At 61.2% G+C, this 17,068-nt stretch carries 17 protein-coding genes; 3 read left to right on the forward strand and 14 right to left on the reverse strand.

Translation table 11 applies throughout. The annotated features are described in order from the left end of the window. Positions 1-15: 15 nt before the first annotated feature. The 8 genes from BLS51_RS21740 to rpsP all read right to left on the reverse strand — a co-directional run bounded on the left by BLS51_RS21740 (position 16) and on the right by rpsP (position 7,185). Positions 16-2,775, reverse strand: coding sequence for a M16 family metallopeptidase (locus BLS51_RS21740; protein ID WP_090189829.1), 2,760 nt, complete (start codon positions 2,773-2,775; stop codon positions 16-18). A 74-nt stretch (positions 2,776-2,849) separates the two neighbouring features. After that, on the reverse strand, positions 2,850-3,179 hold the full coding sequence (locus BLS51_RS21745) for a DUF3579 domain-containing protein (RefSeq protein WP_090189827.1): 330 nt from the start codon (positions 3,177-3,179) through the stop codon (positions 2,850-2,852). Positions 3,180-3,369: 190 nt separating this feature from the next. Beyond that, a complete protein-coding gene (locus tag BLS51_RS21750) occupies positions 3,370-4,335 on the reverse strand; it encodes a CobD/CbiB family protein (protein WP_090189825.1) in 966 nt (321 codons plus the stop codon). Positions 4,336-4,388: 53 nt separating this feature from the next. Further along, positions 4,389-5,057 carry a CoA pyrophosphatase gene (locus tag BLS51_RS21755; protein ID WP_090189823.1) on the reverse strand — a complete coding sequence of 223 codons (669 nt, stop codon included), beginning with the start codon at positions 5,055-5,057 and terminating at the stop codon, positions 4,389-4,391. Between the two features lie 83 nt (positions 5,058-5,140). Beyond that, on the reverse strand, positions 5,141-5,524 hold the full coding sequence (rplS, locus tag BLS51_RS21760; RefSeq protein ID WP_090189821.1) for a 50S ribosomal protein L19: 384 nt from the start codon (positions 5,522-5,524) through the stop codon (positions 5,141-5,143). Positions 5,525-5,607: 83 nt separating this feature from the next. Continuing rightward, positions 5,608-6,354 carry a tRNA (guanosine(37)-N1)-methyltransferase TrmD gene (trmD, locus tag BLS51_RS21765; RefSeq protein ID WP_090189819.1) on the reverse strand — a complete coding sequence of 249 codons (747 nt, stop codon included), beginning with the start codon at positions 6,352-6,354 and terminating at the stop codon, positions 5,608-5,610. Between the two features lie 24 nt (positions 6,355-6,378). After that, on the reverse strand, positions 6,379-6,918 hold the full coding sequence (gene rimM / locus BLS51_RS21770; RefSeq protein ID WP_090189817.1) for a ribosome maturation factor RimM: 540 nt from the start codon (positions 6,916-6,918) through the stop codon (positions 6,379-6,381). 18 nt (positions 6,919-6,936) lie between these two features. Beyond that, a complete protein-coding gene (gene rpsP / locus BLS51_RS21775) occupies positions 6,937-7,185 on the reverse strand; it encodes a 30S ribosomal protein S16 (RefSeq protein WP_072787273.1) in 249 nt (82 codons plus the stop codon). A gap of 221 nt (positions 7,186-7,406) precedes the next feature. Here rpsP and BLS51_RS21780 point away from each other — a divergent pair, with 221 nt between their 5' ends. From BLS51_RS21780 to BLS51_RS21790, 3 genes are read left to right on the forward strand one after another with little or no spacing between them, the layout of a single operon-like run. Continuing rightward, a complete protein-coding gene (locus BLS51_RS21780; protein WP_090189815.1) occupies positions 7,407-7,835 on the forward strand; it encodes an NINE protein in 429 nt (142 codons plus the stop codon). Between the two features lie 15 nt (positions 7,836-7,850). Then, positions 7,851-8,441 (forward strand): glycine zipper 2TM domain-containing protein, encoded by a 591-nt coding sequence (locus BLS51_RS21785; protein WP_090189813.1) that lies wholly within the window; start codon positions 7,851-7,853, stop codon positions 8,439-8,441. A 7-nt stretch (positions 8,442-8,448) separates the two neighbouring features. Further along, positions 8,449-9,417 carry a proline dehydrogenase family protein gene (locus BLS51_RS21790; RefSeq protein WP_090189810.1) on the forward strand — a complete coding sequence of 323 codons (969 nt, stop codon included), beginning with the start codon at positions 8,449-8,451 and terminating at the stop codon, positions 9,415-9,417. Here the strand turns inward: BLS51_RS21790 and BLS51_RS21795 are convergent. From BLS51_RS21795 to alaS, 6 genes are all read right to left on the reverse strand, one after another. Next, on the reverse strand, positions 9,398-10,144 hold the full coding sequence (locus BLS51_RS21795; protein ID WP_090189808.1) for a metallophosphoesterase family protein: 747 nt from the start codon (positions 10,142-10,144) through the stop codon (positions 9,398-9,400). The two genes, BLS51_RS21790 and BLS51_RS21795, sit on opposite strands and share 20 nt — an antisense overlap. Positions 10,145-10,219: 75 nt before the next feature. Next, a complete protein-coding gene (locus tag BLS51_RS21800) occupies positions 10,220-12,010 on the reverse strand; it encodes an acyl-CoA dehydrogenase (RefSeq protein WP_090189805.1) in 1,791 nt (596 codons plus the stop codon). 74 nt (positions 12,011-12,084) lie between these two features. Beyond that, on the reverse strand, positions 12,085-13,017 hold the full coding sequence (locus BLS51_RS21805; RefSeq protein WP_090189803.1) for an electron transfer flavoprotein subunit alpha/FixB family protein: 933 nt from the start codon (positions 13,015-13,017) through the stop codon (positions 12,085-12,087). A 12-nt stretch (positions 13,018-13,029) separates the two neighbouring features. Beyond that, positions 13,030-13,779, reverse strand: coding sequence for an electron transfer flavoprotein subunit beta/FixA family protein (locus tag BLS51_RS21810; RefSeq protein ID WP_090189801.1), 750 nt, complete (start codon positions 13,777-13,779; stop codon positions 13,030-13,032). Positions 13,780-13,952: 173 nt separating this feature from the next. Then, positions 13,953-14,210 carry a sulfurtransferase TusA family protein gene (locus BLS51_RS21815; RefSeq protein ID WP_090189799.1) on the reverse strand — a complete coding sequence of 86 codons (258 nt, stop codon included), beginning with the start codon at positions 14,208-14,210 and terminating at the stop codon, positions 13,953-13,955. A 212-nt stretch (positions 14,211-14,422) separates the two neighbouring features. Further along, entirely contained in the window at positions 14,423-17,035 is a 2,613-nt protein-coding gene (alaS, locus tag BLS51_RS21820) for an alanine--tRNA ligase (RefSeq protein ID WP_090189797.1), read from the reverse strand. Positions 17,036-17,068 lie beyond the last annotated feature (33 nt).

Raw genomic sequence — 17,068 nt, forward strand, 5'->3', positions numbered from 1 at the left:
GGTCATGCTGTGACATCAAGGCTTGGCCGCAGGGGCCGGGGCGTTGGCTTTGGCCTGGTCGCCAGCGACGGCGATCGACAGTTTGCCTGGGTCGATCGCCTTGCGGAAGGCGGCGTTGACCTGGGCCAGCGTCGCGGCTTTCAGCTTGGTCTCGTAGTCCTTGCTCCAGGCGTAGGTGCGGTTGTTGTACAGGTTGCGCGTCCAGCCCGAGGCGACCACGTTATCCTTGGAGCGGTTCTGCACACGCTGTTGCAGCAGGCCGGACTTGGCGCCGTCCAGCTCCGCTTGCGTGAAGCCGTCTTTCAGCGCGCGCTCCAGTTCTTCGCGGATCGCCGCCTCCAGCTTCTTCAGGTTCTGCGGCGCGGCGATGGCGCTCATGCCGAACTGCCCCGCGCGATCCTGCTCGCCGGCGTGGATGCCGCTGCCGCCGCCATAGGACAGGCCGTCCTTCTGGCGGATGCGGTCCATCATGCGCGACTTCATCGCGCCGCCGCCGAACATGTAGTTGGCCAGGTCCAGCAGCGGATAATCCGGATCGTTTTCGTTCAGATCCAGGTTCATGCGCGCCATGTAGAAGCCGTTTTCCTTGTCCGGCGCATTCAACACCACGTTCAGCGGCTGCTTGTCCTCATTGGTATTGAGGATGCGCGCATACGAGACCTTGCTGCTCCAGCCGCTGAAGCTTTCATCGATGGTCTTGCTGATCGCCGCCTTGTCAAAATCGCCGACGACGGAAAGCTCGCCGTGATTGGCGCCGTAGAATTCGCGGTGATAAGCAACCACGTCTTCCAGCTTCAGCGCCTTGACTTCAGCCAGGCGCTCTTCGGTGCTCAGCGCGTTGCGCACGTCGCCTTTTGGATAGTGGTTGAAGTGCTGCTCCATCGCCTCATTCGCCAGCACCTGCGGTTCGCTGCGCGAATATTCGAGGCCGACGATCCATTGCTGGCGCAGCTGCTCAAACTCGGCCTGCGGGAAGGTCGCGTCCTTCAGCACATGCGCCACCAGCCGCAGCGCCGCGTCCAGATTCGGACCGGTGGTGTCGAACTGATACGGGCTGCCGCTGATCTTCAGCTTGGAGAAAGCATCGGCCAATTGCTCGCGCGTGTACTTGCTGGTGCCGCGCGTCAGCATCTCGTTGGCGAAGGCCGACACCACCGATTTGTTCAGCAGGTTTTTCTCGTCGCCCCAGTGCAGCGACAGATTGACCGACACCGCCTCGCCACGATTCTTCTTCGGCAGCAGCGCCACTTTCAGACCACCGATGGTTTTGATGTCGGTGCGGGCGTTGATGTTGTCCTGGCTCGGATCGAACACCTCCGAAGTCAGCACGCTATCCTTGCCCTTGAAGTCCTTCATCACCTCGGCCACGCCTGGCGCGGCGGGAATCTCGGCGCGCTGCGGGTTATCCTCGGGGATGAATTCACCCACCACGCGGTTGTCGCGCTTCAGGTAGCGCGCGGCCGCATCGGCCACTTGCTTCGAAGTGATTTCAGGCAGCTGGTCGCGGCCCTTGAATAGCAGGCGCCAGTCGCCCAGCGAGATCTCTTCCGACAGCGCCACGCCCACCTGCTGCGGATCGTTGAGCGACTTCTCGATGCTGTTGGCGAAGTTGCGGCGCGTGCGTTCCATCTCTTCTTCGGTCGGCGGCGTCTTGGCGAAGCTTTCCACCGCTTCGGTCAGCGCCACACGTACCGGCTCCAGCGGCTGGCCCGCCTTGACCACCGCGCCGATGATCTGCAAGCCCGGCGCATAACCGGTCATGCCGAAGCTGAACACCTGCGCCGCCTTGCCGCTTTCCACCAGTTGCTTGTGCAGGCGGCCGGTCGGCTCGTCGCCGAGGATCTGCGACATGAAGCTCAGCGCATCGCTGTCCGCTTGCAGCGCACCTGGAATCTTGTAGCCCAGTGCGACGATCTGCACATCGCCCTTGCGCCGCACGGTGAAGCTGCGCTCGCCATCCTGGGTCGGCTCGACCGTCCAAAATGGCGGCAAGGCGCGCTTCGGCTTTGGAATCACACCGAAGGACTTGGTGATCCACGACAGCGTTTGCGCCGGATCGAACTTACCGGCCACCAGCAGCACCGCGTTGTCCGGCTGGTAGTAGGTCTTGTAGAAGGCCTGCAGGTTGTCGATCTTGACGTTCTCGATGTCGCTGCGGTTGCCGATGGTCGAGCGGCCGTAGGAATGCCAGTCGTAGGCCACGCTCTGCATGCGCTTCAGCAGCACGCCAAACGGGCTGTTCTCGCCGCTCTCGTACTCGTTGCGCACCACGGTCATTTCCGAATCCAGGTCCTTGCGCGAGATGAAGGACCTGGTCATGCGGTCCGCCTCCATATCCAGCGCCCACTTCAGGTTGTCCGGGCTGGCCTGGAACACTTCGTAGTAGTTGGTGCGGTCGTTGGAGGTGGTGCCGTTGAAATCCATGCCACGGTTGGAGAATTCCTGTGGAATGCTCTTGTTCTTCGGCGAGCCCTTGAACATCAGGTGTTCCAGCAAGTGGGCCATGCCCGTCTCACCATAGTTCTCGTGGCGCGAGCCGACCAGGTAGGTGACGTTGACGGTGACAGTCGGCTTGGAGGCGTCCGGGAACAGCAGCACTTTCAGGCCGTTCGGCAGGCGGTATTCGGTGATGCCCTCAACCGACGGTCCCTTGACCACGCCGGCCGGCAGTGCTGCGGTGGCAGCGGCGGCCCAGGCAGAGCCAGTGGCGACAAAGGACAGGCCACACAGCATCAGGCTGGCGGCAGCGACGTTTTTCAGGCGGCTGTGGTTCATGGTCTCTCGTATCAAAAGATGGAACGCACAGCATACGCCCCCTGCGCCGCAGTGGGTAGAGACTTAAGTAAAAATTAATTCTTTTCGGGAACCAGGCAGGCGTCAACCACTTGCAGATCGTTGTCCTTGGCGAAGGACAGCACGAAGTGATACGCCATCGGCTCCAGCGCGCGCAGCTTGCCGTTGACCACCACCGACTTGACGCCATTCACCACGGTCGGCGTCACATACGGCGAGAACTGCAGGTGCGAGTCACGGCCGCGCCCCGCGCCCTCCGGCTTGAAGCAGGCCATCACGCCGCACAGGCGCTCAGCCCAGTCGCTGGGACGGAACTGCCTGCCATTGCTGGTTTGGCCAAGGATGAAGAACGAATCTTGCTGTTCTGCCGGTTTTTGAACGGACATAGGCGCGGCTGCTTCTGCGTTGGTACTTGTTGGTAACAAGAGTGCGTGGAGGATAGGATCTTACGTATTATATCTTATAGAAGACTTGAATAAGTAAGCCATTGATCTGTAATGCATTTTCCCTACCAATTCCCACTTTGGTGCAGAAAAGTCCATATCCTGCACCAGAGCAATACCGCTATTGTACTCTTTAAGGCGATGCGCCGAGCCACCATGCGCTTGAGATCAGCAACAACAACAGCATCCACAACAACAGTGCGCGCCACACCAGGCCGACGGTGCTTTGCAGCGCGCGGATATTCGGTTCCTCGCCCGGCATGACGTCGTCTTCCAGTTCGATATCGACCGTGTTGGCGTCCACCACCTGCGCCTTGACGGCGGTTTCCGCCGGCGAGCCGAGGCGCACGCCCATGGCGCCGCCGCCGGCCGACAGGATGATGCCGAGCGCCTCGTTGGTCCAGCGGTGAGCGAAGTTGCGCCAGGCGTAGATAGCGTCCTCGAAGTTGCCGACCACGGCAAACGCCACAGCGGTCAGGCGCACCGGTATCCAGTCGATCCAGTAGAAGGCGCGCCCGGCGAACTGGCCGAACGGCTCGTTGCGCATGTGCTCGGGTTCGGTCCAGGCGCGCGCCAGGTATTCGGACACCCGGTACATCACCGCGCCGGCCGGGCCGAGCGGCATCAGGAACCAGAAAAACACGCCGAACACATTGCGGTGGGTGGTGATCAGCGACTTCTCGACCGCGATGCGGGTGACTTCCGAGACATCCATGCCCACCGTGTCGAGCTTGGTCCACTCGGCCAGCAGCGCGCGCGCGCCGGTTTCGTCGCCGGCGTTCAAGGCCAGCTGAATCGAGGTGAAGTAGTGACTGTAGTGGCGGAAACCCAGCGTCAGGTAGATGATCAGCACGTTCCAGGCGAAGGCCGCCAGCGTCCAGTTGTAATACTTGAGCAACCAGTAGATCAGGCCGGTCGGGACCACCAGGATGGCCATCATCAGGAACCAGCCGAGACGGCCGTGGGTCGAATGGCCGGCGTTAAACCAGGTCTCCATACGCAATGCCAGGCTCTTGATCTCGGCATAAATCAGATTGTCTGCGCGCAGCGGTTTCATCTGCTCGATCAGCAGCGCGCACAAGATGGAAAGAAATGTCATTAAACGTCCTTTGCGTAGGCATAGCCTTAATGCCCGATACGATAGCCTAGTTCTTAGTCTGCACGCAAGAAATGGAACAGATTGCGCAGCATGCCGGCGGTGGCGCCCCAGATGTAATAACCTTCATACGGCATCGCATAAAAGCTGCGGCGGCTGCCCGCCAGGTCCACCGACAGGCGCTGGTGGTGCATGCCATCCATCAGGAAAGCCAGCGGCACCTCGAATATGGCAGCCACCTCGGATGGATCGGCGGTCACCGCAAACGGCGGCTGCACCAGCCCCACCACCGGCGTCACGCAATAACCGGTGCCGGTCAGGTAGTGCGGCAAAGTACCGATGATTTCCACATGGTGCCGGTCGAGGCCGATCTCTTCCTCGGATTCGCGCAGCGCGGTGTCGATCGCGTCTTTATCGTAGGATTCGGCGCGGCCGCCGGGAAAGCTGATCTGGCCCGGATGGTCGGTCAGGTCGGCGGTGCGCTGGGTCAGCAAAATGGTCAGGCCGTGCGCGCGCTGCACCAGCGGGATCAATACCGAGGCCGGCGTCGGCGCACGGTCTTCGCGGCCGGGCAAGGCGCGCTCGCTGCCTTCCGGCGTCCACACGGGCGGGGTGGCGAAGCGGCTGCGCAGCCACGCGGGCGCCAGGCGCTCCGGCGCCACGGCGGCTTCACCGGCAATCGCTTCTATCGGCAGTTGCTGAGGATCGAAAGATGGCTGGGCCATGCGCTACTCCTTGATAAACAAAAGGGCGCCAGTGGCGCCCTTTGCAGGCGCCTGCGGGGCGCCCTCTCCAAACACAACCGTAATTAAACGGCTGCTTTCGCCGCTGGGCGACGGTTTGGCAGTTTTTCCTTGATACGTGCCGATTTACCGGAACGATCACGCAGGTAGTACAGCTTGGCGCGACGTACGTCACCACGGCGTTTCACTTCGATCGAAGCGATCAGTGGCGAGTACAGCTGGAAGGTACGCTCAACGCCTTCGCCGGACGAGATCTTGCGAACGATGAAGTTCGAGTTCAGGCCACGGTTGCGACGGGAGATAACAACGCCTTCGTAAGCCTGGGCGCGCTTGCGGGTGCCTTCGACTACGTTCACGTTGACTACCACGGTATCGCCAGGTGCAAAATCAGGAATGTTTTTGCCCAGGCGAGCGATTTCTTCTTGCTCGAGTTGTTGAATCACGTTCATTTTGAGACTCCATAAACCATCTTGCTGGCGCGCTATGAGTAAAACTCGATGCCCAGTAGAGGATGGGGTTATAACAGACAGGCCTAAAGGCCCGCCAAAAATCGCTCATCGTGCTTGGTGAGCAGTCCTGCCTCACGCGCCTTGATAAGCAAATCCGGTCGCTTGCGCGCGGTCGCCTCCAGCATGCGCTGGCGACGCCATTTTTCGATCTCGGCGTGGTTGCCGCCCATTAAAACCGGCGGCACGCCCACACCTTCATACGTTTCCGGCCGCGTGTAGTGCGGCGAATCCAGCAAGCCGTTGAAGAAGCTGTCTTCAATCGCCGAGGCATCGGTGTTCAGCACGCCGGGAATCAGGCGGATCACCGCATCCATCAAGGCCATGGCCGGCAGCTCGCCGCCGGACAGCACGAAATCGCCAAGGCTGATTTCCTCATCGACCATGCGGTCGAGCAAGCGCTGGTCCACTGCTTCGTAGCGGCCGCACAGGATCACCACACCGGGTTCCTGCTTCAGCTGCATCACGCGCTCATGCGTCAACTGCTTGCCCTGGGGCGACATGAACAGCACACGGGGCGTTGGCAGACCGGCATCGGCCTGGCGTTGCTTGGCGGCGTTGAGCGTCGCTTCCAAAGGCTTGGCCAGCATCACCATGCCGGGGCCGCCGCCATACGGGCGGTCATCCACGGTGCGGTGATTATCGGTGGTGAAATCACGCGGATTCCACAGCGACAGGCCACATTTATTCTGTTCAAACGCGCGCCGGGTGACACCCGACTGCGTAATCGCGGCAAACATTTCAGGGAACAGGGTTACGACATCAAATTGCATGGCGAACCGCCCTCAATGTTGCACTTAGTAATCAAGGCCCCAGTCGACGATGATCTTGCCTGCTTGCTTGTCCACCTTGTTGATGAACGCGTCCACAAACGGGATCAGGCGCTCTTGCGCCTCAACTTCGCCGGGTGTGATGCGCAAGATCGACTGCGGACCGTTGCTCATCATGTCAGACACCTTACCCAGGTGCTCACCTTGCAGATTCTCTACTTCCAGACCGATCAGATCAGTCCAGTAAAACTCATCGTCGGACAAGACCGGGAAGTGGCTTTGCGGAATGAAGACTGCGGCGCCTTTCAGCGACTCAGCAACGTTCCGGTCAGTCACACCCACCAAACGCGCTACGACATCGCCGCCATGCAGTTTGACCTGCTGGACGTCCACATCGTGCAACGCTGGCTTCTCCAACCACCAGGTTTTGACCTTCAGGAGTGCATCCGCATCTTCCGAGAAAGGACGTATCCTCACCCAGCCAGCAACGCCGTAGGCACCGAAGACAAAGCCTACCTGTGCCAGATCGTCGGGGACTTTCACCCCGGATGCATGCTTATCGGTCAAACCGGTAACCAGACTTGCTTAGGCTGCTTTTTTGTTTTGAGCAACCAGGCGAGCAACGGTAGGCGACAGTTGTGCGCCAACAGCTTGCCAGTGAGCCAGACGGTCTTCGGTGATGCGCAGAGCAACTTCCTGGCCCGAAGCCATTGGGTTGTAGAAACCAATGCGCTCGATGAAACGGCCATCGCGACGATTGCGCGAATCAGTTGCAACGATGTTGAAGAAAGGGCGCTTCTTGGCACCACCACGAGCTAAACGAATAACGACCATAATATTTCCAAAAAATTTGTGCTAGGACGGAAAAAGCCGCAAATTATAGCGCGCTTTGCCACGGAGCAGCAAGCGTTAATGAAATAATTGGGCATGTTGGGGTAATCAAAGATTATCCCTTGTTCCGGCGTCCGGGGCAATAGCCTTGCCCGCAAAAAAGGCGTGCCGGGGGCGGTATTATGCCTGATACTGCGGGTTTACCGGCTAATTCGTGAGCAACCATGACTGTTTTGCACTCAACGCGTCACAAAAACAAGACAATCGCCGCCCTGCTGGCCTTTCTTTTAGGCGGGCTGGGCATGCAAAGGCTGTACCTGCGCGGCTGGCGCGATCCGTGGCTGTGGCTGCATTTATCCAGCCTGCCGGCCGCGTGGCTGGTGGCGCAGCTGGCGCCGCAGGCCGATGGTTTCTACAAGCTGCTGCCAGTGACGCTGTCCGGCCTGGCCGGCATGCTGCAAGCGCTGATCCTCGGCTTGACGCCGGATGACAAATGGGACGCACGCTACAACGCCGCCAGCGCGCGGCAATCGGACACCCGCTGGCCGGTGGCCGTGGTGCTGGTCGCCAGCATGATGGTCGGCGCCGGCGGACTGATCGCCACCATCTCGCGCCTGTTTGACTTGCTGTACACTGGTGGCGCCTATGGTTAAACAAGGAGAACAAGCATGAGCAACCGTTCCATCCTGGCCGCACTGATGCTGGCCGCCCTCGCCGCTTCCGCGCAGGCGCAAACACCCAAGGAACACTACAACGCCGAGACCAAGCGTCTCGCCACCCGCTACGCCGAAGACAAGAAACTGTGCGGCGACGAAAGCGATTCCGGCCGCCGCATGCAATGCATGCGCGACGCCAAGTCCGAGTACGACAAATCCCTGGCCTACGCCAAGGCGCAGCTAAACACCAGCACCGCCAAGCCCGGCGCCTGCAAGGACTGCGGCAAGGTGACTTCCGTGGTGGCTGGTGAAAAAGCCGGCGAAGGCGGCGCTGTTGGCCTGATCGCCGGCGGTGTCGCTGGCGCCCTGCTCGGCAACCAGGTCGGCAGCGGCCACGGCCGCCAGCTGGCGACAGTCGCCGGCGCCGCCGGTGGCGCCTATGCCGGCAAGAAGATCGAAGAAAAAGCCAAGTCCACCAAGCAGTGGACCGTGCACGTGCAATACGACGACGGCCGCAAGGCCAGCTTCAACTTCGATCACGATCCACAGATGATGAGCGGCGACCGTGTGCAGCACAGCAACGGCACCATCGTCCGGCGATAAGGCATTGATGACCACCTTCCCTACCGAATGGCAGCCACTGGTCGACCAGGCGGCCAGCACGCTGCGCGCGCTGGCGCTGGATGAAACCGCCAAGGAAAAATTCTGCAACGACCCGCTGCTGCGGCCGTACATGCACAAAGTCTCGCAGCGCTATGTGGCCGGACAGACGGTCGATGAAGCACTGGCGCGGGTGGAACAGATCATCGCGCGCGGCCACGCCGCGTCGGCCGAATACATGGGCGAAAGCGTGCGTGACGAAGCGTTTGCGATGGCCGAGACGGAAGTCTTCATGCAACTGGTGCGCGGCATCGGCGCGCGCAACCTGAACTGCTCGATTTCGTTCGACCTGTCGCATATCGGCTCGCTGGTGGATGGCGAACTTGGCTACCGCAATGCCCGCCGCATCGCGCTGGCTGCGGCTGAAATCAACCGCGAAGTAATGATCTCGATGGAAGGCATCGAGCGTGCCGACGACATCTACGCCATCTACACCCGGCTGCATCAGGAAGATGAACTGCGCAACGTCGGCATCACCGTGCCGGCCAAGCGTCTGCGCACCGCGCAGGACCTGCCGGCGCTGATGAAGCTGCCGGGCCGCATCCGCCTGGTCAAAGGCGCGTTCCTGGAACCAGAAGGCGTCGCCTACAGCCGCAACAGCGCAGAGCTGGCCGCAGCCTACCGCCGCTACGCGCAAGAGCTGCTGCTAAGCGGACACAAGTGCTCGATCGCCACGCACGACCGCGCCATCCAGGCCGACCTCAGCGCGCTGATTGTGCAAGAACGCATCGACCCGCGCTGGTTTGAATTCGAATCACTGATCGGCCTTGGCGCCGAGCAGATCGACGGCCTGCAGGCGCGCGGCTTCCCGACGCGCGAGTATGCGGTGTTCGGCCAGGAGCATTTTCTCTACGTGCTGAACCGCATCGCCGAAGAACCGGTACGGGTGTACCAGGCGATTATTGATGTGATGGCTTAGCGTAGCCGGTGGCGATGGCATGCGCCCAGTCGGGCCGGCCATTGCGGGCGGCCAGCGCTGCCATCGGCTGCCAGTCGTAAGGCACGGCAATCAGCGCGGCGCCCCACCCTGCGGCGTGATGCTCGACGATGGCGTAGCGCGCATCCGGCGAGCCATTCTGCATGACATGATAGTGCAAATGATCGTCATCATAAGCCTGCAAGCCGACGCTGCCGGGATTGACGATCAGGCAGCCGGATGACGACCGCACAGCACGCTGCACATGGCTGTGACCGCACGCAATCAGCGCCGCCTCCGCACCGGCCAGGCGCGCATCGATTTCCGGCAGCGAGGCCATCCGCGCCCCGCCCGGCTCGACAGTTTCCAGAAAATACTCATGATCGCTGCGCGGCGTGCCGTGGCACAGCAGCACCTGCGGATTGAGCCACTGCTGCGGCTGCAAGCTCGCCAGCCAGGCCAGCTCAGCATCGCCCAACTGCGCATGCGCAAACACATCCGACGCCGTGCGCTGATGCGGATGCAGAATCTGCCGCTCATGATTGCCGGCCAACTGCACCCAATCCTGCAGCGCCATCAAAAAGCGCGCAGTCTCCAGCGGCAACAGCGGCCCGGACAAGCTATCCCCCAGATTGACGACGACATCGACGCCACGCCGGGCAATATCCGCCACCACGGCCTCCAAGGCCGGCAAGTTACCGTGAATATCAGAAACAAGAGCAATGCGCATAAACAACTCCGGGGTCAGTTCTGCCAATCGTACACGAGCTCATGTACGTTTGGCAGAACTGACCCCGGATTTGGTTTAGAACTGCTCGATGTCGAGGGCGAGGACGCCGGCGCTGCCTTCGGTGATCGAGGTGCGGATGCCGGATGCTTGCGACAGGATGTGCTCGGCAAAGAAGCGGGCGGTGGCGATCTTGGCTTTGTAGAAGCTGGCGTCGCCGTCGCCGGCAGTCAGTTTCTGCTGCGAGATCACGGCGGCGCGTGCCATCTGCCAGCCGCCCAGCACGATGCCGGCCAGCTTCAGGTACGGTACGCTGCCGGCAAATACACCTTTGATGTCGGTCTTGAGATTGCTGACGACGTAGTCCACCACCGCCTCCAGCTCGCCCGCCCCCTGCGCCAGCTGCTTGCGGATGGCGGCGAAGTCGGCACCGTCCAGCTTGGCCAGCTCGGCTTCAGTGGCGCGCACCTGGGCGATCAGCTCTTTGGCGATCTTGCCGCCGTCGCGCACGGTTTTGCGGCCGATCAGGTCGTTCGCCTGGATCGCGGTCGTGCCTTCGTAGATGGTCAGGATCTTGGCGTCGCGGTAATGCTGCGCAGCGCCGGTTTCTTCGATGAAGCCCATGCCGCCGTGGATCTGTACGCCATCACGCGCGACGTCCTGCGACAGTTCGGTCGACCAGCCTTTGATGATCGGCACCAGGTATTCGTACACCGCCTGGTTGTGCGCGCGCTCGTCGGCGTCGGCACTGTGGTGCGCCTTGTCGTACAGCGAGGCGCCAACGTAGGCCAGCGCGCGTGCGGCTTCGGTCTGTGAGCGCATATTCATCAGCAAACGGCGCACGTCCGGGTGGTGGATGATGGCGACGCCGGCCGGCGAGCCGTTCAGGTCGCGCGATTGCACACGCTCCTTGGCGTAGGCCAGCGCGTGCTGGTAGGCGTGCTCGGACAGGCCGATGCCTTGCAGGCCAACGCCAAAGCGCGCCGCGTTCATCATGATGAACATGTATTCGAGGCCGCGATTCTCTTCGCCGACCAGTGTGCCGATGGCGCCGCCGTTGTCGCCGAATTGCAGCACGGCGGTCGGGCTGGCCTTGATGCCCAGCTTGTGCTCGATCGACACGCAGTGCGCGTCATTGCGCGCACCCAGCGTGCCGTCGGCATTGACCAGGAATTTCGGCACGATGAACAGCGAGATGCCCTTCACGCCCGCTGGCGCATCCGGCGTGCGCGCCAGCACCAGGTGGACGATGTTGTCGGTCATGTCGTGATCGCCATACGTGATGAAGATCTTGGTGCCGAAGATTTTGTAGGTGCCGTCGCCCTGCGGCTCGGCGCGGGTGCGCACGGCGGCCAGGTCGGAGCCGGCTTGCGGCTCGGTCAGGTTCATGGTGCCGGTCCATTTTCCGGTCACCAGGTTTTCCAGATAGGTGGCTTTCAGTTCGTCGCCGCCGGCGGTCAGCAGCGCTTCGATGGCGCCGTCGGACAGCAGCGGGCACAGGGCGAACGAGATATTCGCGCCGTGCAGCATTTCCACGCAAGGCGTGCCGACCAGTTTTGGCAAGCCCTGGCCGCCGAACGCGGTCGGGTGCTGCAGGCCTTGCCAGCCGGCGTCGGCGAACTGCTTGAAGGCTTCCTTGAAGCCTTTCGATGTGATGACGCCGTCCTTGGTCCAGTAGCTCGGCTCCTTGTCGGCCGCATGGTTCAGCGGGGCGATTTCAGCGGCGACGAATTTCGCGCTCTCTTCCAGCACCGCTTCGGCGGTTTCCGGGGTCGCGTCTTCGCAGCCAGGCAGTTCGCTGACTGCTTGCAGGTTGGCCAGTTCGTTCATCACGAACAGCATGTCTTTGATTGGTGGTTGGTATGCCATCTCGTCTCTCCAAGAAAAAGGCCACGGCAATCCGGCGTCCGGATCAGCGTGGCCTCAGATTTGCTTTACGCGTTTTAGCCCAGTTCAGCTACCAGTTGTGGCACGACTTCAAACAGGTCGCCGACGATGCCGTAGTCGGCAACCGAGAAGATCGGTGCTTCCGGATCTTTGTTGATGGCGACGATGGTCTTCGAGTCTTTCATGCCGGCCAGGTGCTGGATCGCGCCCGAGATGCCAACCGCGATGTACAGGTTAGGCGCAACGATCTTGCCGGTCTGGCCAACCTGCCAGTCGTTCGGCACGAAGCCGGCGTCGACTGCGGCGCGCGATGCGCCCATGGCGGCGTTCAGCTTGTCGGCCAGCGGTTCCAGAATCTTGAACGCTTCGCCCGAACCCATGCCACGGCCACCCGAGACGATGATCTTGGCGGCGGTCAGTTCCGGACGGTCCGACTTGGCCACTTCACGGCCGACGAACGACGATTTGCCCGAGTCGGCCACGGCTGCCACGGTTTCCACCGCAGCCGAACCGCCGGTGGCGGCAGCGGCGTCGAAGCCGGTGGCGCGCACGGTGATGACTTTGACCTTGTCGCTCGACTGCACGGTGGCAATCGCGTTACCGGCGTAGATAGGACGCTCGAAGGTGTCCGGCGCATCGACTTTGGTGATTTCCGAAATCTGCGCAACGTCCAGCTTGGCAGCCACGCGCGGCAGGATGTTCTTGCCGTAGGCGGTGGCTGGCGCCAGGATGTGGCTGTACGACGCGGCGATGGCCAGCGCTTGCTCGGCCACGTTCTCGGCCAGGCCGTCGGCGAAGTAGGCAGCGTCGGCGTGGATGACTTTCGATACGCCGGCAACAGCGGCAGCGGCAGCGGCAGCGGCGCCGGCGTTGGAACCAGCGACCAGCACGTGCACATCACCGCCGGCTTGCGCCGCTGCGGTCACGGTGTGCAGGGTGCTTGCCTTCAGGCTGGCGTTGTCGTGTTCTGCGATAACTAATGCGACCATGTTGGATTTCCTTTAGATGACTTTAGCTTCGGTGCGCAGCTTGGCGACCAGGGTGGCGGCGTCCGGTACGATGATGCCGGCCGAGCGTTTCGCTGGCTCGGCGACCTTCAGCGTTTTCAGGCGTGGGGTCACGTCGACGCCCAGGTCTTCCGGCTTGGTCACATCCAGCGTTTTCTTCTTCGCTTTCATGATGTTCGGCAGCGTCACATAGCGTGGCTCGTTCAGGCGCAGGTCGGTGGTGACGATGGCTGGCAGCGTCAGCGACAGGGTTTCCAGGCCGCCGTCGACTTCACGGGTGACGGTGACTTTGCCGTCTTCCAGCGTGACTTTCGAGGCGAAGGTGGCTTGCGGCCAGCCCAGCAGCGCAGCCAGCATCTGGCCGGTCTGGTTGGAATCGTCGTCGATCGCCTGCTTGCCCAGGATGATCAGTTGCGGCTGCTCTTTGTCGGCGATGGCCTTCAGCAGCTTGGCGACTGCCAGCGGCTCCAGCTCAACGGCGGTTTCCACCAGGATGCCACGGTCGGCGCCGATTGCCATCGCGGTGCGCAGGGTTTCCTGGCACTGGGTCACGCCAGCGGAGATGGCGACCACTTCGGTGACTTTGCCAGCTTCTTTCAGACGGGTGGCTTCTTCCACCGCGATCTCGTCGAATGGGTTCATCGACATTTTGACGTTGGCGATATCGACGCCGGTGTTATCGGACTTCACACGCACCTTGACGTTGTAGTCCACCACGCGTTTGACAGGTACCAAGACTTTCATAGCTGTGCCTTTGGAAAAAATAAGAATTCGGGACAAATAATGTGGGCTAGATTATATGAGAAATCTGCCCCGCACAAGAAATCAAAGCACGATCGTGCTATTTTTCGCTAGTAGAAATCGTCTAAAAAATAAATCTTGCAGACGAATTTCTCGAAGGAAAAATACAGCGGCTGTTATTTGCGCTGCATCAAAAAGACAAACTCACGGCCAGTCTGGACGTGTGACAACAGGGCGTTGCCGGTTTGTTTGCAGAAAGCCTGGAAGTCGCGTACCGAGCCTGGGTCGGTTGCCATGATACGCAGCACTTCACCGCTTTGCAGTTCAGCAAGCGCTTTTTTGGCTTTCAGTATAGGCAATGGGCAATTCAAGCCACGCGCATCCAATTCCTTGTGGAATTCGATGATATCGTTTTCTAGTATCGTTTCGGTCATCAAGTAACCCGCTCGTTTGTGGGGAGGTGTCGCCATACTACTCCTTTTTGAGGGGGATGACGCGCTGCACCAAAATAGTTCGTTGTACGTTGCAAGTTCACAACGCAAGCTGGAAAGTATACAACAGGACTCCCCGAACGACAACGGCCTGCGTGTGATCAAAAATCCCACGCAGGCCGCATCTATCCAGCTTTACAGCGGTTTTACCGGCTTTACATGCGCGAGTTTATCCACTCGGAAACACCCGCCAGCGCGCCCGGCAGACCAGACGGATCGGTGCCGCCGGCTTGCGCCATATCAGGGCGTCCGCCGCCTTTCCCGCCCACTTGTTGTGCGACGAAGTTGACCAGCTCACCTGCTTTGACCTTGCCGGTGCTGTCTGCCGTCACGCCGGCGATCAGGCTGACCTTGCCGTCGTTGACCGACGCCAGCACGATGGCGGCAGTCTTCAGCTTGTCCTTCAGCTTGTCCATGGTTTCGCGCAGCGCGGTGACATCGGCGCCTTCCAGCGTGGCTGCCAGCACCTTGATGCCCTTGATGTCGACCGCCTGCGAAGCCAGCTCGTCGCCCTGCCCTGCCGCCAGCTTGGACTTCAGTGCCGCCAGTTCTTTCTCCAGCGATTTCACCTGCTCCTGCACAGCGCCGATCTTGACGGTCAACTCGTCCGGATTCGATTTCAGCGCAGCAGCCGCTTCGTTCAGCTTGCGGGCCAGGCCTTGCACCAGCGCCAGCGCGCCTTCGCCGGTGACCGCTTCCACGCGGCGGATGCCGGCCGCAACGCCGCCTTCCGAGATGATCTTGAACAGGCCGATGTCGCCGGTGCGCTGCACGTGCACACCGCCGCACAGCTCTTTCGAGGTGCCGATGTCCAGCACGCGCACTTCGTCGCCGTACTTCTCGCCGAACAGCGCCATCGCGCCGTGCTTGACGGCGTCGTCAAACGACATGTGCTGCGCCTTGGTGGCGTGGTTTTCCAGGATCTCTTTATTGACCTTGGCTTCCACTTCGGCGATCTGCTCGGCGGTCAGCGGTGCGTTGTGGCTGAAGTCGAAACGGGTTTTGTCCGGATCGACCAGCGAGCCTTTCTGCGCCACGTGCGAACCCAGCACTTCGCGCAGGGCTTTGTGCATCAGGTGGGTGGCCGAGTGGTTGCGGATGGTGCGCGCGCGCTTGGCCTGGTCGACATCGGCGCTGACCGCGTCACCCACCTTCAGCGAGCCGGAAGCCAGCACGCCGTGGTGGCCGAAGACGTCAGCCTGGATCTTCAGCGTGTCGCTGACATTGAACTGCGCGCCGGCATTGCCGATGACGCCCTGGTCGCCCACCTGGCCGCCCGATTCAGCGTAGAACGGCGTGGTGTCCAGCACCACGATGCCCGGCTGGCCCGCTGCCAGTTCCTGCACCGGCGAGCCGGCCGAGTACAGCGCGATCACTTTGGCGGTCGCGTGGCTCAGGTTGTCGTAGCCGACGAACTTGTTTTTCTCGCCCGAGTATTCGACCTTGGCATCCTTGACCGACTTGCCGCCCTTGCGCGACAGCTCCTGGCTTTCCTTCAGCGCGGCGTCATAGCCTTCCTGGTCGAACTTGATGTCGCGTTCGCGGCAGATGTCAGCGGTCAGGTCTGGCGGGAAGCCATAGGTTTCGTACAGCGTGAAAGCGGTGGCGCCGTCGATGCCGGTGGCGTCCTTGGCCAGCTGCGCTTCCAGCACTTTCATGCCGGTTTCCAGCGTCTCGCCGAAGCGTTCTTCTTCGGCCTTCAGCATCTTGGCGACGTTGTCCTTGGCTTCTTCCAGCTCAGGATAGGCAGCGCCCATCTCGATCGCCAGGTCGGCCACCAGCTTGTAGAAGAATGGCTTGGTCTGGCCCAGCTTGTGGCCATGACGCAGCGCGCGGCGGATGATACGGCGCAGCACGTAGGCGCGGCCTTCGCTGCCAGGAATCACGCCGTCAACGATCATGAACGCGGCCGAGCGGATGTGGTCGGCGATCACGCGCAGCGATTTGTTTTCCAGGTCGGTGGCGCCGGTTTCGCGTGCGGCGGCCTTGATCAGTGCCTGGAACAGGTCGATCTCGTAGTTCGAATGCACGTGTTGCAGCACGGCGGCCAGGCGCTCCATGCCCATGCCGGTATCGACCGACTGCTTCGGCAGCTTGTGCAGCACGCCGGCTTCGTCGCGGTTGAACTGCATGAACACCAGGTTCCAGATTTCGATGAAGCGGTCGCCGTCTTCCTCAGGCGAGCCCGGAGGGCCGCCCCAGATATCGGCGCCGTGGTCGTAGAAGATCTCGGTGCAAGGACCGCATGGGCCGGTGTCGGCCATCTGCCAGAAGTTGTCCGACGCGTAGCGCGCGCCCTTGTTGTCGCCGATGCGGATGATGCGCTCTTTCGGCACGCCTACTTCATTGGCCCAGATATCGTAGGCTTCGTCGTCTTCCTGATAGACGGTCACGGTCAGCTTTTCAGCTGGCAGCTGGTACACCTTGGTCAGCAGTTCCCAGGCGAAGTTGATCGCATCACGCTTGAAATAGTCGCCGAAGCTGAAATTGCCCAGCATCTCGAAGAAAGTATGGTGACGCGCGGTATAGCCGACGTTTTCCAGGTCATTGTGCTTGCCGCCGGCGCGTACGCAGCGCTGCACCGAGGTGGCACGGCTGTACGGGCGGCTGTCGGTGCCGGTGAACACATCCTTGAACTGCACCATGCCGCTGTTGGTCAGCAGCAGGGTCGGGTCATTGCCAGGCACCAAAGAGCTGGAACGAACAATCGTGTGACCCTTGGACTCAAAGAATTTGAGGAACTTTTCGCGAATTTCAGATGATTTCATGTCGTGAGCTAGTGGTAACTGGCAAATGCAAAG

The sequence above is a fragment of the Duganella sp. OV510 genome, assembly GCF_900100205.1.
Lineage (GTDB): Bacteria > Pseudomonadota > Gammaproteobacteria > Burkholderiales > Burkholderiaceae_D > Rugamonas.

What these genes read in the sequence shown, in the direction of transcription:
- BLS51_RS21810 (WP_090189801.1), bottom strand. Translation starts at nt 13,779, where the DNA reads ATGAAAGTCTTGGTACCTGTCAAACGCGTGGTGGACTACAACGTCAAG.
- trmD (WP_090189819.1), bottom strand. Translation starts at nt 6,354, where the DNA reads ATGCAATTTGATGTCGTAACCCTGTTCCCTGAAATGTTTGCCGCGATT.
- BLS51_RS21815 (WP_090189799.1), bottom strand. Translation starts at nt 14,210, where the DNA reads ATGACCGAAACGATACTAGAAAACGATATCATCGAATTCCACAAGGAA.
- BLS51_RS21790 (WP_090189810.1), top strand. Translation starts at nt 8,449, where the DNA reads ATGACCACCTTCCCTACCGAATGGCAGCCACTGGTCGACCAGGCGGCC.
- alaS (WP_090189797.1), bottom strand. Translation starts at nt 17,035, where the DNA reads ATGAAATCATCTGAAATTCGCGAAAAGTTCCTCAAATTCTTTGAGTCC.
- BLS51_RS21745 (WP_090189827.1), bottom strand. Translation starts at nt 3,179, where the DNA reads ATGTCCGTTCAAAAACCGGCAGAACAGCAAGATTCGTTCTTCATCCTT.
- BLS51_RS21800 (WP_090189805.1), bottom strand. Translation starts at nt 12,010, where the DNA reads ATGGCATACCAACCACCAATCAAAGACATGCTGTTCGTGATGAACGAA.
- BLS51_RS21750 (WP_090189825.1), bottom strand. Translation starts at nt 4,335, where the DNA reads ATGACATTTCTTTCCATCTTGTGCGCGCTGCTGATCGAGCAGATGAAA.
- BLS51_RS21780 (WP_090189815.1), top strand. Translation starts at nt 7,407, where the DNA reads ATGACTGTTTTGCACTCAACGCGTCACAAAAACAAGACAATCGCCGCC.
- rplS (WP_090189821.1), bottom strand. Translation starts at nt 5,524, where the DNA reads ATGAACGTGATTCAACAACTCGAGCAAGAAGAAATCGCTCGCCTGGGC.
- BLS51_RS21785 (WP_090189813.1), top strand. Translation starts at nt 7,851, where the DNA reads ATGAGCAACCGTTCCATCCTGGCCGCACTGATGCTGGCCGCCCTCGCC.
- BLS51_RS21805 (WP_090189803.1), bottom strand. Translation starts at nt 13,017, where the DNA reads ATGGTCGCATTAGTTATCGCAGAACACGACAACGCCAGCCTGAAGGCA.
- BLS51_RS21755 (WP_090189823.1), bottom strand. Translation starts at nt 5,057, where the DNA reads ATGGCCCAGCCATCTTTCGATCCTCAGCAACTGCCGATAGAAGCGATT.
- BLS51_RS21740 (WP_090189829.1), bottom strand. Translation starts at nt 2,775, where the DNA reads ATGAACCACAGCCGCCTGAAAAACGTCGCTGCCGCCAGCCTGATGCTG.
- BLS51_RS21795 (WP_090189808.1), bottom strand. Translation starts at nt 10,144, where the DNA reads ATGCGCATTGCTCTTGTTTCTGATATTCACGGTAACTTGCCGGCCTTG.
- rpsP (WP_072787273.1), bottom strand. Translation starts at nt 7,185, where the DNA reads ATGGTCGTTATTCGTTTAGCTCGTGGTGGTGCCAAGAAGCGCCCTTTC.